Origin of the sequence: Micromonospora sp. MH33 (genome assembly GCF_003013775.1) — a bacterium.
GTDB lineage: Bacteria > Actinomycetota > Actinomycetes > Mycobacteriales > Micromonosporaceae > Micromonospora > Micromonospora fulviviridis.
In genome coordinates this window covers 14,926-29,331 of record NZ_MUYZ01000058.1, presented here as the reverse complement: position 1 = coordinate 29,331, position 14,406 = coordinate 14,926, and the positions used below count along the sequence as shown (strand labels likewise).

Genomic DNA, 14,406 nt, shown 5'->3' with positions numbered 1-14,406 from the left:
CGGATCAGCGCCGGCACCGGAGCGGCCGGCTGGCTGGCGGCCGCCACCACCCGCGCCGAGGTCCGCCGCACCGCCGCGGTGGCCGTGCCGCTGGTGCTGATGTTCGCGATCAACGCGCCGCTGCTGCTCAACGGCGAGCTGCTCGCCCGGCTGGCCGGCGACCAGCAGTCGGCGCGGCTCGCCGGGGCCACCACCCTGGTGACCGGCGCGACCGGCCTGCCGCTCGACACCGCCGCTCGGGTGGCCGCACTGCCCGGCGTCACCGGGGCGGTGGCGACCGTGCCCACCCGCGTGGTGCTCGCCCAGGGTGGCAAGCCCCAGGACTACGCCGCGCAGGGCCTGCTGCGCACCGGTGCGGACGGCGCTCTCGACCTGGCCGTCGAGGCCGGCGCGCTGGCCGGGGACGGGACGTTCGCGGCCAGCACCGACCTGGCCGACGCGTACGGCTGGCGGCTCGGCGACGAGGTGCCGCTCTGGCTCGCCGACGGGGAGCGGGTGGTCCTGCGGCTCTCGGCCCGCTACACCCGGCATCGCGGATTCGGCGAGCTGACCCTGCCGGCCGGCCTGGTCGCCGCCCACGATCCGCGCGGCCTGGTGACCGTGGTCGCCCTGCGGCACTCCGACGGCGCGGTGGCCGAACGGGTCCGGCAGCGCTGGCCCGACCTGCGGGTGGTGCCGACCGCGGCGGCGACCCGTACCGACGACGGCAACCAGCAGGGCGCGTGGGAGCTGCTCGTGGTGGTCTCGCTGGGCTTCACCGCGATCGCCGTGGTGAACACGTTCGCCATCTCGGCAGCCGCCCGGCGGCGGGAGTTCACGGACCTGCGGCTGGCGGGCGCGACCGCCCGGCAGGTGCACCGCCTGGTGGACCGGGAGGCGCTGATCACGGTGACGGCCGGGTTGGTCCTGGGCGTCGCGGTCACCAGCGCGGTGGTCGTCCCGTTCAGTGTCGCTCAGGACGGCGTGTTCCGGCTGGTGGTGGCGCCGGCGACGTACCTGGTCCTGCTCGCCGGGGTCGCCGGGCTGGGGCTGGCGGGCGGTGCCCTCCCGGTCCGGTTCGTACTCCGGCGGCGCGACCTGCCGGCCGTCGGGGGCCGGTGACCATCCGCTCCCGGGCCGCCGCCGGCACACCGGCGGCGGCCCGGGTCGCTACGATCCGCCGGGTGACCATGGCGACCGCCCGGAGCGTGGCGTACCTGGCGACCGGCATCCTGGCCGGTGCCGCCGGATTCGCCTGGACGGTGGCGGCGCTGGTCACCGTCGGCCTGCTCTCCGTCACCCAGCTCGGTGGCCCGGTGTTCCTCGGCGCCACGTGGGTGACCCGCCGGCTCGCCACCGCCGAGCGCCACCGCGCCGGCTGGGTTCTCGGCCGGCCGTTGGACGAGCCGTACGAGCCGGCCGCGCCTGGTGTGGTGCGCGAGCGGGTCGCCGCCGTGGCCCGGCAGCCGGCCACCTGGCGGGACCTGGCCTGGCTGGTGGTGTGCTTCCCGGTCGGGCTGGTCACCGGCGTGGTCGGGACGGTGCTGGCCGTCGTGCCGGTGGCTGCTGTCCTCGCCCCCGGATGGCTGTGGGCGGTGCCGAACGACAACGCCCCGTGGCCACTGCGGCCCCTGTTCACCACCACGCCGGGCCGGTTCGCGCTCGCCGCGATCGGACTCCTGATGCTTCCGGTGGCGGCCTGGCTGCTCCGGGTGCTGGCGCGGGGCGTGACGTCCGGCGCGCGCGCCCTGCTGGCACCCGGCGCGCACCTGCGTCTCGTCCGCGAGGCGGCCCGGCTCGCCGAGACCCGGGCGCGGGTGGTCGACGCGCAGGCCGCCGAGCTGCGGCGGATCGAGCGCGACCTGCACGACGGTGCGCAGGCCCGGATCGTGGCGGCCGGCATGACCCTGGCCCTGGCGGCTCGGAAACTGCGGGCCGGCGGCCCGGCGGTGTCCGACGTGGACCTGGCTCGATCCCAGCTCGACGAGGCACTGGCGGAACTTCGTCGGCTGGTCCGGGGGATTCACCCGCCGATCCTCACCGACCGGGGCCTGCACGCCGCCCTCGCCGCCCTCGCCGCCGACAGCCCGCTCGACGTCAGGTTGTGCGGCGATCCGGAGGCGCGCCATCCGGCGGCGGTGGAGTCGGCGGCCTACTTCGTGGTCGCGGAGGGGCTGGCGAACGCCGCCAAGCACGCCGACGCGTCCCGTTGCACGATCGTCCTGGCTCCCGGCGCGGGTACGTTGACGGTGAGCCTGACCGACGACGGAAAGGGCGGCGCAGACCTGGCGGGCAGCGGGCTGGACGGGCTGCGCCGCCGCGTCGAGGCGCTCGACGGCGCGTTGACCCTCACCAGTCCACCGGGCGGGCCCACCGTCCTGCACGCGGAGCTGCCATGCGCATCGTGATCGCCGAAGACCTGCTGCTCCTCCGCGACGGGCTGGTGCGGCTGCTCACCGACACCGGGCACGAGGTGGTGGCCGCGGTCGACAACGCGGACGAACTGCTCGACGCCGTCGAGCGGCACCGACCCGAACTGTCCCTGGTGGACGTCCGGCTGCCGCCCGGCTTCCGGGACGAGGGGTTGCGCGCGGCGCTCCGGCTGCGGGCCGACGGGCGGGACGCTCGGGTGCTGATCCTGTCGCAGTACGTCGAGCGGGCGTACGCCGCCGAACTTCTCGCCGACGGCCGGGGCGGGGTGGGCTACCTGCTCAAGGACCGGGTCACCGCGCTGGACGACTTCCTCGACGCGGTGGACCGGGTGGCGGCCGGCGGGACGGTGATGGATCCGGAGGTGGTGCGCCAGCTCTTCACGCGCAACAGCCGACGGTCCGGCGTGGACGCGCTGACCCCACGGGAACGCGAGGTGCTGGGGCTGATGGCGCAGGGTATGTCGAACTCGGCGATCTGCGCCGCCCTGGTGCTCGCCCCGGTGAGCGTCGAGAAGCACATCACCAACATCTTCGCCAAGCTCGACCTGCCGCCCGCCGACGACGCGCACCGTCGGGTACGTGCCGTGCTCGCGTATCTCAACGGGTGACCCCCCGGACTAGGCTCTCCGGTCGTGGACGCACCCCGCCTCGCCGCGCCCGTGACCGGCGCCGTCACCCGTTTCCTCGCCGGCGCCGGCCTGCTGCTGCGCGGCCTCGGCCTCTACGTCCGCAGCCCGGGGCTGATGCTGCTCGGGATCGTGCCGGCGCTGATCTCCGGGGTGCTCTTCGTGGCCCTGTTCGCCGCCCTGCTGTACTTCGTGGACGACCTGGCCGCGCTGGTCACCCCGTTCGCGGACGACTGGTCGGGGACGTGGCGCAGCCTGATCCGGGTGGCGGCCGGGTTGGCCGTCGTCGGGCTGGCCGGCCTGCTCGGGGTGCTCACCTTCACGGCGGTCACGTTGGCCGTCGGCGACCCGTTCTACGAGAAGATCTCCGAGCGGGTGGAGGAGCGCCTCGGCGGCACGCCCGGCGCCGTCGAGGTGCCGTTCTGGGCCTCGCTGCGGCGCAGCATCCTGGACTCGCTGCGCCTGGTGGCCATCTCGGCGCTGGTCGGCGTACCCCTCTTCGTGGCCGGCTTCATCCCGCTGGTCGGGCAGACGGTGGTCCCGGTGGTCGGCGCCCTGGTGGGCGGCTGGTTCCTCGCCCTGGAGCTGGTCGGCGCGCCGTTCTACCGGCGCGGCATGCGCCTGCCGGAGCGGCGGTCGTTGCTCCGGGCGGACCGGCCGACCACCCTGGGTTTCGGGGTGGCGGTCTTCCTCTGCTTCCTGGTCCCGCTCGGCGCGGTGCTGGTCATGCCGGCCGCCGTCGCCGGGGCCACCCTGCTGGCCCGCCGGTCGCTCGGGCAGTCCGTCGTCGAGGAGGGGTGACATGGAGACGGTCCTGATCGAGGGGGACATCACCGCGCAGCAGGTCGACGCGATCGTCAACGCGGCCAACTCCTCGCTGCTCGGCGGCGGGGGCGTGGACGGCGCGATCCACCGCAAGGGCGGGCCGGCCATCCTGGAGGAGTGCCGGGCGCTGCGCGCCTCCCGCTACGGCCGGGGCCTGCCCACCGGCCAGGCGGTCGCCACCACCGCCGGCAACCTGCCGGCCCGCTGGGTGGTGCACACCGTCGGGCCGGTCTTCTCCCCGCGCGAGGACCGGTCGGCGCTGCTGCGCGACTGCTACGCCAACAGCCTCCGGACAGCCGACGACCTGGGCGCGCTGAGCGTCGCCTTCCCGCTGATCTCCGCCGGCGTCTACGGCTGGCCGGTCGAGGACGCGGTGGCCCAGGCGCTGGCCGTGCTGCACGCGGCCACCCCGGTGAACGTGAGCGAGGCCCGGCTGGTGCTCTTCGGCGCCGACACCTACGCGACGGCCGTCCGGGTCGCCGCCGGGCGCTAGTCGAGGTCGCGCAGGCAGGACCACTGGCTGGCCACCGGCCGGTAGCCGAGCCGGGCGTTGACCGCCAGCATCGGCGCGTTCGCCTCGTCGTTCGAGGTGTACGCGGTGCGTACCCCCGATGTCGCCGCCCGGTGCAGCGCGGCCTGCTTCGCCAGCCGGGCCAGCCCCCGGCCCCGGTGCTGCGGGACGGTGCCGGTGAAGTCCGACCACATCCGGTCGCCGTCCCTCTTGACCAGGCTGACGGCGACCAGCCTGCCGTCCACCTCGGCCAGCGTGCTGGCGTCCCGGTCCAGCCCCAGGTTGTCCCAGACCTCGTGGTGCCAGATGTCGTAGCCGAGCGCGTCGGTGGGTACGTCGCCCGGCTCGTCCAGCGACGACTCGGCGTCCACCCGGTGGACCTCGCGCGGGTCCACGTCGGCGGCCGACACCAGTCGTACGCCGGGCGGCGGCTCGGGCATCGGCGGCGCGGGCCGGAGGTCGAGCGCGGAGTAGCGCAGTTCCCGACTCGCTGTGAAGCCGTGCCGGCGGGCGAACGGCAGGGAGCCGGGCTGGGACCAGGTGAGCAGCCGCTTCGCGCCGAGCAGGCGCAGGTGGGCGAGCGCGGCGTCCAGGAGGGCCGTGCCGACTCCCCGGAGCCGGTGCGCCGGGTGGACGTGCAGGGTCGAGATCTCCCCGACGTTCGCCGCCGAGGTCTGGATGTTGCGGTACGCCGACACCCAGCCGACCACCTGCCCGTCCGCCTCGGCCACCCAGGCCGCCCAGTCCTCACCGGGCGGCGGCTGGGCGATCATGCGTCGGGTCGACTCGACGCCGCGCACCAGGTACGGGTGGACGACGCCGCGCAGCGCCACGACACCGGGGGCGTCCTCGGGGCGGGCGGGCCGGATCAGGTTCTCGGTCATCCGGCCGACCCTAGAGCGGTCGCCCGCCACCGGCGACGGGATTATCGGGGCCGGGCGGCCACCGCCTCGACCTCCACGAGCTGTTCCGGGTAGCCGAGCACGGCCACTCCGAGCAGCGTGCTGGGTGGATCGTGGTCGCCGAACGCGTCCCGGACGACCTGCCAGACGGTCACCAGGTCGGTGCGGTCACCGCTGGCCACGTAGACCGTGGTCTTGACGACGTCGGCGAGCCCGGCGCCGGCGGCGGCCAGCGCCGTCTCCAGGTTGGCCATCACCTGCCGGGCCTGGGCGGCGGGGTCGCCGGGCGCGACGGTCCGCCCCTCGGCGTCCAGCGGGCAGGCCCCGGCCGTGAAGATCAGCCGCGCGGGCGGCACGACCTCGGCCGCGTACGCGTACTCGGCGACGTCGGAGAGCTGGGGCGTGCGGATCAGGCGCAGGGTGCCGGTCATCGCGCGACCCTAGCGCCGCACGCCCCGGCCCCGCGACGCAATACCCGGCGGCTCCGCTCTACGCCCACCTCGTGGTGGCCGTCGGTTACGCCGACTCGCGGACGACCAACTCGGTGGGGAGCATGAGGGTCTGCTCGACCTGCTCGCCCGCGGCGATCCGGAGCAGTTGCCGGGTCATGGCCCGCCCCAGCTCCACTATCGGCTGCTTCACGGTGGTCAGCGGCGGCTCGGTGTACGCCGCCGTCTCGATGTCGTCGAACCCGATCACCGCGACGTCGTCCGGCACCCGTCGGCCGGCCTCCCGCAGGGTGCGCAGCGCGGCGTGCGCCATCAGGTCGGACGCCGCGAAGACCGCGTCCAGCTCCGGGTCGGCGGCGAGCAGCTGCCGCATGGCCGCCGTGCCGGACTCCCGGGTGAAGTCGCCGTACGCGACCAGCTCCGGCAGGCCGGCCGCGGCGACCGTCTCCCGGTAGCCGATGAGCCGTTCGATGCCGGCGACCATGTCCTGGGGCCCGGCGATGGTGGCGATCCGCCGCCGACCGTTCCCGATCAGGTGGCGGACCGCCTCGGCCACCCCGCCGACGTGGTCCACGTCGACGTAGGGCACCTCGGCGCCGTCCAGCGGGCGGCCGCTGCACACCACCGGGATGCCGAGCCGGGCCAGCCGCCCGGGGAGCGGGTCCTCGCCGTGCAGCGAGGCGAAGAGTACCCCGTCGACGTGCCGCCCGGTGGTGTACCGCTCGACCCGTTCGTGCCCGGCCGGCGAGCCGGCCAGCATCAGCACGAGCTGCTTGTCCGCCGCCTCCAGCTCCTGGGCCGCGCCGCGGATGATCCCCGGGAAGACCTGGTCGTCGGAGAAGACCCGGGTGGCCGCCTCGGGCATGACCAGCGCGACCGAGTCGGTGCGCTGGGTGACCAGGCTGCGGGCGGCGAGGTTCGGGACGTACCCCAGTTCCTCGACCGCCCGGCGGACCGCCTGCTGGATCGGCTCGGCGACCGTGGTGGAGCCGTTCACCACCCGGGAGACCGTGGCCCGGGACACGCCGGCCCGTCTGGCCACCGCCTCCAGGGTCGGCCGCTGTGCCGTCGTCATCCCCGTCACCACCACCTCGTCACAGCCCGTTCCGGGAGATCACCTCCTGGTACCAACGGGCACTTTCCTTCGGTGTGCGCCGCTGGGTCAGGTAGTCGACGTGGACGATCCCGAACCGCTTCCGGTAGCCCTCGGCCCATTCGAAGTTGTCCAGCAACGACCATACGAGATAGCCGCGCAGGTCGACGCCGCGGGCGATGGCCTCGTGCACCGCACGCAGGTGCCCGTCCAGGTAGGCGACCCGGTCGGTGTCCGCCACCCAGCCGGTCCCCTCGGTGTTCCGGTCCGGGAAGGCCCCGCCGTTCTCCGTGATGATCAACGGTAGCCCCGGGTAGTCGGCGGCCACCCGTTCCAGCAGCCGGGTGAGGCCGGCCGGCTCGATCATCCAGCCCATGTCGGTGAGCGGCCCGACCGGCGGCAGGAACTCGACGCCGCCCTCGGTGCCCGGGTACGCGCTGCTCCCGGCGCCGCCCGCCCGGCCGGCCACGTAGGTGGGCGCGTAGTAGTTGAGCCCGAGCAGGTCGAGCGGCGCGGCGATCAGCTTCTCGTCCCCGTCCCGGAGGAAGTCCGGCTCGACGATCCGGCCGACGTGGGCCAGCACGTCGTCCGGGTAGCCGGCGCCGGTCAGCGGGTCCAGGAAGATCCGGTTCTGCAGGCCGTCGACCAGCCGCACCGCCGCGGCGTCGGCCGCGCTGCCGCCGTCCGCCGGCTGCACGTCGGCCAGGTTGAGGGTGATCCCGACGACCTCCGCGCCGGCCGCGCGCAGCGCCCGGGCCGCCAGGCCGTGGCCGAGCAGCAGATGGTGTACGGCCCGGAAGGCCGCCCCCGCGTCCTGCCTGCCCGGCGCGTGCACCCCGTTGCCGTAGCCGAGGTACGCCGAGCACCACGGCTCGTTGAGCGTGGTCCAGGTGCGGACCCGGTCGCCGAGGCGCTGGTGCACGGCGAGGGCGTAGTCCGCGAAGTGCTCGGCGGTCTCCCGGACGGTCCAGCCGCCCCGGTCCTCCAGCGCCTGCGGCAGGTCCCAGTGGTAGAGCGTGACGATCGGGTCGATGCCCCGGTGCAGCAGGGCGTCCACCAGCCGGTCGTAGAAGTCGAGGCCGCGCGGGTTGACCGGGCCGGTGCCGTCGGGCCGGATCCGGGGCCAGGCGACCGAGAAGCGGTACGCCCGCAGCCCCAGGTCCGCCATCAGTGCCACGTCCTCGGCGTACCGGTGGTAGTGGTCGCAGGCCACGTCGCCGGTGTGCCCCTGGAACACCTTGCCGGGCGTACGGCTGAAGGTGTCCCAGATGGACGGGGCGCGCCCGTCCTCCCGGACCGCGCCCTCGATCTGGTACGCGGCGGTGGCCGCCCCCCAGACGAAGCCCTCGGGGAAGCGGAGCTCGGTCATGCCTTCACCGCACCTTCCATGATCCCGCCGATGATCTGGCGGCCGAACACGACGAACACCAGCAGCAGGGGCAGGGTGGCGATGGCCGTCCCTGTGAACACCTGCGACATGTCCTGGTAGTAGCCGTCGGACAGGGCCCGCAGGGACAGTTGCACGGTCGGGTTCTCCGGATCGTTGAGCACCGCGTACGGCCAGAGGAAGTCGTTCCAGGTGGTCATGAAGGTGAGCAGGCCGAGCACGGCGGCGGCGGGGCGCAGCGCGGGCAGCACCACATTCCAGTAGATCCGCGCGGTGTTGCAGCCGTCCATCCGGGCGGCCTCGATCAGTTCGGTGCTCACCGCCTGGCCGGCGTACTGGCGCATCATGAACACGCCGAAGCCGGTGACCAGGGCCGGCACGATGACCGCCGGCAGCCGGTCGTTCCAGTTCAGCCTGGTCATCAGCAGGTACAGCGGGATCACGCCGAGCTGGGTGGGCACCATCATGGTGGCCACGATGACCAGCAGCAGCGCGTTGCGCCCGCGGAAGCGCAGCTTGGCGAAGGCGAACCCGGCCAGGGTGGAGAAGAAGACCACGGAGACGGTGACCGTGCCGGCCACGATCGCCGAGTTGATCAGGCCGGTGAGGAAGTACGCGTCGGTGTTGGCGAACAGCCGGGCGATGTTGGCGCCGAGGTTGCCGCCCGGGGTGAGCGGGGGCGGGACCTGGCCCTTGGCGTCGCTGGTCCGGCTGGCAACCACGAACATCCAGTAGATCGGGAAGATCGACATCAGGGCCGTGACGCCCAGCGCCAGGTAGGTGAGCCGGCCGGCCGACCAGAGGCGGGTCATCAGGAGTCCTCCTTGCGCGCGCTGCCGCCGAGCCGGCGGAGGAGCAGGACGTTGATGGCCGCGACCACCGCGATGAGCGCGAAGAGCAGCCAGGCGATCGCCGAGCCGTAGCCGAAGTTGTAGTGCGGCGCGAAGGCGTTCTCGAACATGTACATGGTCACCGTCTGTGACTCGCGCAGCGGGCCGCCGCGGATCGCGTTGGTGCCGGAGTTGAACAGCCGGGGCTCGGTGAAGAGCTGGAGGCCGCCGATGGTGGAGATGATGACCGCGAAGATGATCGTCGGCTTGAGCAGCGGCACGGTGATCGACCAGAACTGCCGGGACCGGCCGGCCCCGTCGATCGCGGCGGATTCGTAGAGGTCGCGCGGGATGGCCTGCATGGCGGCCAGGAAGATCAGCGCGTTGTAGCCGGTCCACCGCCAGTCGACCATCGTGGAGATGGCCACCCAGGAGGCGAGCCGGTTGGCCTTCCAGTCGATCGCGTCGACACCGACGTGGTCGAGCAGCCAGTTGATCATGCCGAACTCGCGGCCGAAGAGCACCGCGAACACGATCGCCACGGCGGCGGTCGACGTGACGTTCGGGATCAGCACCGCCATCCGCCAGGTGGTCCGGGCCCGGAGCTGCCGGTTGAGCAGGTTGGCCAACCAGAGCGCCAGCAGCAGCTGCGGGACCGTGGAGATGACGAAGATGCCGAGGGTGTTGACCACCGAGTGCCAGAAGTCGGGGTCGCCCAGCAGCTGGCTGTAGTTGTCGAAGCCGACGAACGGGTGCTCGGCGCCGAGCAGGTCCCAGTCGTGCAGCGAGACCCAGAAGGTGTAGACCAGCGGGTAGATCCCGAAGACCCCGAAGAGCAGGAAGAACGGGGCGACGTACAGGTAGGGCGAGTACTTCGTGTCGAACCGGCTGAGCCGGACCCCCCGGGAGGGGTGGGTGGTGCCGGGCGCCGGTGCGACCGGCGGGCGGGCGTCGAGCTGGACTGCCATGGCCCGGGACTCCTTTCCGCCGTGCGGGCGGCACCCGTCACCGGGGACCGCCCGCACGCCTGGCTCGGGTTACTTGGCAGCGGCCTTCTTGGCGTTCCCGACCGCGTCGGTCCAGCCCTGCTCCGGGCTGCGCTTGCCCAGCTCCACGGTGCGCACGGCGTTCTCCACCTCGGTGCGGACGGCCTGGTTCTTCGGGCCCATGTAGACCGGCTTCAGGCTCTTGGCGCCCTCGGCGAAGATCTTGCCGACCGGGGCCGCCGAGAAGTACGCGTTCGTCGAGTCGACGATCGCCGGGTCGGCCAGCGCCTGCGTGGAGGAGGGCAGCGGGCCCTTCGCCTTGAACGCGCCGATCTGACCCTTGGCGCTGGTCAGGAATTTCGCCAGCTCGATCGCCTCGGCCTGGTGCCGGCCCTGCTTCGGGACCGCGAGGAAGGAGCCGCCCCAGTTGCCGCCGTTGCCGGGTACCTGGGCGATGTCCCACTTGCCCTTGGCGCCCGGACCGGCGTTGCCCTCGATGACCCCGGTCATCCAGGCCGGGCAGGCGATGGTGGCGAACTTCGACTGCTTGAACGCGGAGACCCACTCCTCCGACCACGACCCGTACTTGCCCGACAGGCCGGAGTCGATGATGTCCATGGTGGTGTCGTACGCCTGCTTGACCGCCGGGTTGCTGTCGACGACGAGGTTGTTGCCGGTGTCGTAGTAGCTGTAGCCGGTCGTGTTGCCGGCGGTCTGGAGCAGGATGGTGTTGAACGTGTTGGTCGCCGCGTCGAGGAACGAGGCGCCGGTGTTCTTGGCCTTGAACTGCTCGCCGACCTTGATGTAGTCCGTCCAGGTGGGCCAGAGCTTCGACACCGCCTCCCGGTCGGTGGGCAGGCCGGCCTTGGCGAACAGGTCCTTGCGGTAGCACATGGCCATGCCGCCCACGTCGGTGCCGAGGCCGATGAGCTGCTTGCCGTCGGCGGTGAGCCCCTGGTTCCACTTCCAGTCCAGGAAGTTGCCCTTCAGGTCGGCGGCGCCGTGGTCGAGCAGGTTGACGAAGTTCTGCGGGTTGGCCTTGTACTCGACCAGCAGCCCCTCCTCGATGGCGACGATGTCGCCCGCGCCCTTGCCCGCGGCGAGCCACTGGGTGAGCTTCGGCGAGTACTCGTCCAGGTTGCTGCCGGTGCCCCGCTCAACGATCTTCACGTTGGGGTGGCTGGCCATGTACTCCTTGTAGAGCTCCTCGTAGCCGAACTGGCCGAAGACGTCGACGGTGAGCGTGACCGGGCCACCGGCGGCGGCCTCGTCGTCACCGCCCCCGCAGGCGGTGGCGCCCAGCAGCGCGGTGGTGGCGACCAGGGCCACCGCGGCCAGGCGGCGACGCGTGAAGGTGACCATCTCTTATCTGACCCCTCTAGGTGTATCGGGTGATGGCGGGTGGTTCCGGTACTTAGAGAGCGCTCTCACGACAGGGTGGTGGTTGCCTCCGACCCTGTCAAGAGAGCGCTCTCAGAGGGTCCGGAAAAAGGCGGAGAGTGGCGCTCCGGTGGGAAACGCCGCTCTCCGCCTGATGTCCCGGAAGACCCCGCTGCGGGTCAGCCCACCCGCAGCCCGTCGAGCAGGCGGCGGTCGCCGGCCACCCCGAGGGCGTCGAAGCTGATCCGGCCCATCACCGCCAGCAGCAGGTCGCTGGCGGTGCCGGTGACCTGCGCGCGGGCGTGGTGGTCGTCGTGGTCGAGGATCGTCGCGGTGTCCAGCAGGGCCATCCCCTCGCCGCGCAGCCGCAGGTACCACTCCTGGGCGGCGTCGGTGGCGGTCAGCTGGACCACCCCGTGCCACTGGCCGGGTTGGATCCGCCGGCCCGCCGGCAGCCAGGTGTCCAGCACCTCGCTCACCCCGTCGGCCGCGAGCTTGGCCTCGATCGGCTCACCCGCGCCGATGGCGAGCTGGGCGTCCCAGCGGTGCACCGCGGTCTCGTGCGCCATCCGGCGCGGCCAGAAGGCCGCCTTCTTCGGCTGCGGGGCGAAGTTCCAGGCCGGTGCCTCCGGGTCCAGCGCCTCGAAGAGCGTGAGCAGCCGCTCGTACTCCTGGCCGTACCACCGGGCCGGGGTCAGGCCGGCCGGCGGCTCCGGGTCGTGCCGCTCCGGGCGGCTGGCCGTGCCGGCGGTCACCACGGTGCGGGCCCACACGTAGACCCGGGTGAGGTGGTGAGCGAGGTCGGCGACCGTCCAGCCGGGACAGGACAGCACCGGTGTCTCGGGGGGTGCCTCCGCGACGGCGGCGGCGAAGGCGGGACCCTCCGTCCGCAACGCGCCGATCCAGAAGTCCTTCGTGCCGTGCAGTCTGCTCATCGCCATCCTCCCGGGGGTGACCGGGCCACCAGTGGGTGCCGCGGCTACCCCTCAGCCTAGGGTGAAAGGCGTGTCAGACGTCTACGCCGAACCGACGACCGGAGCCGACCCGACCGACCCCGCCACCCTGGCGCGCTACACCACGCTGCGCCTCGGCGGCCCCGCCGGACGGCTGGAGATCGCCACCAGCGCCGACGAGATCGTCCGGCAGGTGCGGGAGGCGGAGGCGCGGGAGCAGGCCGTCCTCCTGCTGGCCGGCGGCAGCAACGTGGTGATCGGCGACCAGGGCTTCCCCGGCGCCGTCGTGCTGATCCGCTCCCGGGGGTTCCGGGTGGTCGCCGAGGACGCCGACACGATCACCGTACGGGTCGAGGCCGGCGAGCCCTGGGACGACCTGGTCGCCGCCACCGTCGAGCGCGGCTGGTCGGGGCTGGAGTGCCTCTCCGGCATCCCCGGCTCGGCCGGCGCCACCCCGATCCAGAACGTCGGCGCGTACGGCCAGGAGGTGGCCGAGACGATCGTCGCCGTGGAGGCGTACGACCGGACCCACCGCACCGTGGTCCGGATCGCCGCCGCGGACTGCGGGTTCGCCTACCGGGGCAGCATCTTCAAGTACAGCGACCGCTGGGTGGTGCTCTCGGTCGACTTCCGGCTCACCCGCTCCCCGCTCTCCGGCCCGGTGCGCTACGCCGAACTGGCCCGCGCGCTCGGCGTCGAGGTGGGCGACCGGGTGCCGCTGGCCGAAGCCCGGGCCACCGTGCGGCGGTTGCGCGCCGGCAAGGGCATGGTGCTCGACGCGCAGGACCCGGACACCTGGTCGGTCGGCTCGTTCTTCACCAACCCGGTGCTGGAGCGGGCGGCGTACGAGCTGCTCCGGGAGCGCGCCGCCGACCTGGGTGAGCCGCCGAACTGGCCGTGCCCGGGAGACACGGTCAAGGTGAGCGCCGCCTGGCTGATCGACAAGTCCGGCTTCGGCAAGGGGTACGCCGGCCCGGAGGGCGTTGCCATCTCCACGAAGCACACCCTGGCCCTCACCAACCGCGCCGGCACGGCCAGCACGGCCGCCCTGATCACCCTCGCCCGCGAGATCCGCGACGGCGTCCACGCCCGCTTCGGCGTCCCCCTCCACCCCGAACCCGTCCTGATCAACTGCACCATCTAATCCCTTGCTCCATCACCCGGCCGCCCCGGTGATCATGAAGTTATCGCCGACAAATCGGACATGAAATGGTAATAATCTCATGATCAACGCGGGTAGGCGTGGGGGTGAGGTGGGAGGGTCAGGTGGGGGCGATGGTGGGCCAGGGGACGGTCAGTTCGCCGTGGCGCCAGCGGTGGGGGCGGTCCAGCACGGGCCAGCCGGCGTGCTTCACGGCGGCGACCGTCCTGGTCCAGCGGTCGCGGGGGCCGAAGGGGGCGTAGCCGGCGGTGGACTGCCAGGCGCCCTCCAGGGCCTGGATCAGGTCGTGGATCGGCTCGCCGGGGACGTTGCGGTGGATGAGCGCCTTGGGCAGCCGCTCGGCGAGCTGGGCCGGGCTGGCCAGGGTGGTGAGCTTCGCGGCCAGGGTCAGCGTGCGCGGGCCGGTGGCGTCCAGCAGCACCCAGGCGCCGAGCCGCCCCAGCTCGTCGCAGGTCCCCTCGACCAGCAGGCCGCCCGGGGCGAGCCGCCCGGTGACCGTACGCCAGGCGTCGGCCACCTCGCCCTCGTCGTACTGGCGCAGCACGTTGAACGCGCGGACCAGGGCGGGGCGCAGCCCGGCCAGCTCGAAGCCGCCCCGGGCGAAGGTGAGGCCGGGCGGATCGGCGGCCGGCTGGGCGGCGGCCACGCGTACCGGATCGATCTCCAGCCCGACCACCCGGACGTCGGCGCGGACCGCGGCCGCGAGCCGGGCCCGCAGTTCGACGGCGGTGACCGGGGTGGCGCCGTAGCCCAGGTCGACCACGAGCGGGTCGGCGGTGGCGCGCAGCGCGTCCCCGCAGGTCGCGGCGATCCAGTTGTCCACCCGCCGGAGCCGGTTCGGATTCGTCGTCCCCCGGGTGACCACTCCGAGCGGCCGGGCCATCAGGGCCT

At 73.2% G+C, this 14,406-nt stretch carries 15 protein-coding genes; 6 read left to right on the top strand and 9 right to left on the bottom strand.

The features are described from left to right. The 5 genes from B0E53_RS12300 to B0E53_RS12280 form a co-directional block, all read left to right on the top strand. On the top strand, positions 1-1,101 hold a 1,101-nt coding region (locus B0E53_RS12300), incomplete at its 5' end, for an ABC transporter permease (RefSeq protein ID WP_146167652.1). A gap of 68 nt (positions 1,102-1,169) precedes the next feature. Next, positions 1,170-2,387: a sensor histidine kinase gene (locus tag B0E53_RS12295; RefSeq protein ID WP_246835364.1), complete on the top strand. Its 1,218-nt coding sequence runs from the start codon at positions 1,170-1,172 to the stop codon at positions 2,385-2,387. Next, positions 2,375-3,019, top strand: coding sequence for a response regulator transcription factor (locus tag B0E53_RS12290; RefSeq protein ID WP_107076182.1), 645 nt, complete (start codon positions 2,375-2,377; stop codon positions 3,017-3,019). Before B0E53_RS12295 ends, B0E53_RS12290 begins: the two co-directional genes overlap by 13 nt. A gap of 24 nt (positions 3,020-3,043) precedes the next feature. Further along, on the top strand, positions 3,044-3,838 hold the full coding sequence (locus B0E53_RS12285; RefSeq protein ID WP_107076181.1) for an EI24 domain-containing protein: 795 nt from the start codon (positions 3,044-3,046) through the stop codon (positions 3,836-3,838). Between the two features lies 1 nt (position 3,839). Beyond that, a complete protein-coding gene (locus tag B0E53_RS12280) occupies positions 3,840-4,355 on the top strand; it encodes an O-acetyl-ADP-ribose deacetylase (protein WP_107076180.1) in 516 nt (171 codons plus the stop codon). Here B0E53_RS12280 and B0E53_RS12275 read toward each other — a convergent pair. From B0E53_RS12275 to B0E53_RS12240, 8 genes are all read right to left on the bottom strand, one after another. Further along, positions 4,352-5,257, bottom strand: a complete 906-nt coding sequence (locus B0E53_RS12275; protein ID WP_107076179.1) for a GNAT family N-acetyltransferase — start codon at positions 5,255-5,257, stop codon at positions 4,352-4,354. The two genes, B0E53_RS12280 and B0E53_RS12275, sit on opposite strands and share 4 nt — an antisense overlap. 41 nt (positions 5,258-5,298) lie before the next feature. Continuing rightward, the gene (locus B0E53_RS12270; protein ID WP_107076178.1) at positions 5,299-5,706 is read right to left on the bottom strand and encodes a RidA family protein; all 408 of its coding nucleotides are present in this window, start codon (positions 5,704-5,706) and stop codon (positions 5,299-5,301) included. Positions 5,707-5,791: 85 nt separating this feature from the next. Further along, on the bottom strand, positions 5,792-6,799 hold the full coding sequence (locus tag B0E53_RS12265; RefSeq protein ID WP_107076183.1) for a LacI family DNA-binding transcriptional regulator: 1,008 nt from the start codon (positions 6,797-6,799) through the stop codon (positions 5,792-5,794). Between the two features lie 19 nt (positions 6,800-6,818). After that, complete coding sequence (locus tag B0E53_RS12260) at positions 6,819-8,186, bottom strand: GH1 family beta-glucosidase (RefSeq protein WP_107076177.1); 1,368 nt, start codon at positions 8,184-8,186, stop codon at positions 6,819-6,821. Continuing rightward, positions 8,183-9,016 (bottom strand): carbohydrate ABC transporter permease, encoded by an 834-nt coding sequence (locus B0E53_RS12255; protein WP_107076176.1) that lies wholly within the window; start codon positions 9,014-9,016, stop codon positions 8,183-8,185. Before B0E53_RS12255 ends, B0E53_RS12260 begins: the two co-directional genes overlap by 4 nt. Then, positions 9,016-10,002 carry a sugar ABC transporter permease gene (locus tag B0E53_RS12250; protein ID WP_107076175.1) on the bottom strand — a complete coding sequence of 329 codons (987 nt, stop codon included), beginning with the start codon at positions 10,000-10,002 and terminating at the stop codon, positions 9,016-9,018. The genes B0E53_RS12255 and B0E53_RS12250 overlap by 1 nt, the downstream gene beginning before the upstream one ends. A gap of 69 nt (positions 10,003-10,071) precedes the next feature. After that, a complete protein-coding gene (locus B0E53_RS12245; protein WP_107076174.1) occupies positions 10,072-11,382 on the bottom strand; it encodes an extracellular solute-binding protein in 1,311 nt (436 codons plus the stop codon). A gap of 197 nt (positions 11,383-11,579) precedes the next feature. Next, positions 11,580-12,335 (bottom strand): maleylpyruvate isomerase family mycothiol-dependent enzyme, encoded by a 756-nt coding sequence (locus B0E53_RS12240; protein ID WP_107076173.1) that lies wholly within the window; start codon positions 12,333-12,335, stop codon positions 11,580-11,582. 70 nt (positions 12,336-12,405) lie between these two features. On the opposite strand from B0E53_RS12240, the gene B0E53_RS12235 reads away from it, so the two are divergent. After that, positions 12,406-13,497: a UDP-N-acetylmuramate dehydrogenase gene (locus B0E53_RS12235; RefSeq protein WP_107076172.1), complete on the top strand. Its 1,092-nt coding sequence runs from the start codon at positions 12,406-12,408 to the stop codon at positions 13,495-13,497. A 118-nt stretch (positions 13,498-13,615) separates the two neighbouring features. On the opposite strand, the gene B0E53_RS12230 is transcribed toward B0E53_RS12235, so the two are convergent. Further along, positions 13,616-14,398 carry an SAM-dependent methyltransferase gene (locus B0E53_RS12230; protein WP_107076171.1) on the bottom strand — a complete coding sequence of 261 codons (783 nt, stop codon included), beginning with the start codon at positions 14,396-14,398 and terminating at the stop codon, positions 13,616-13,618. Positions 14,399-14,406: the final 8 nt, after the last annotated feature.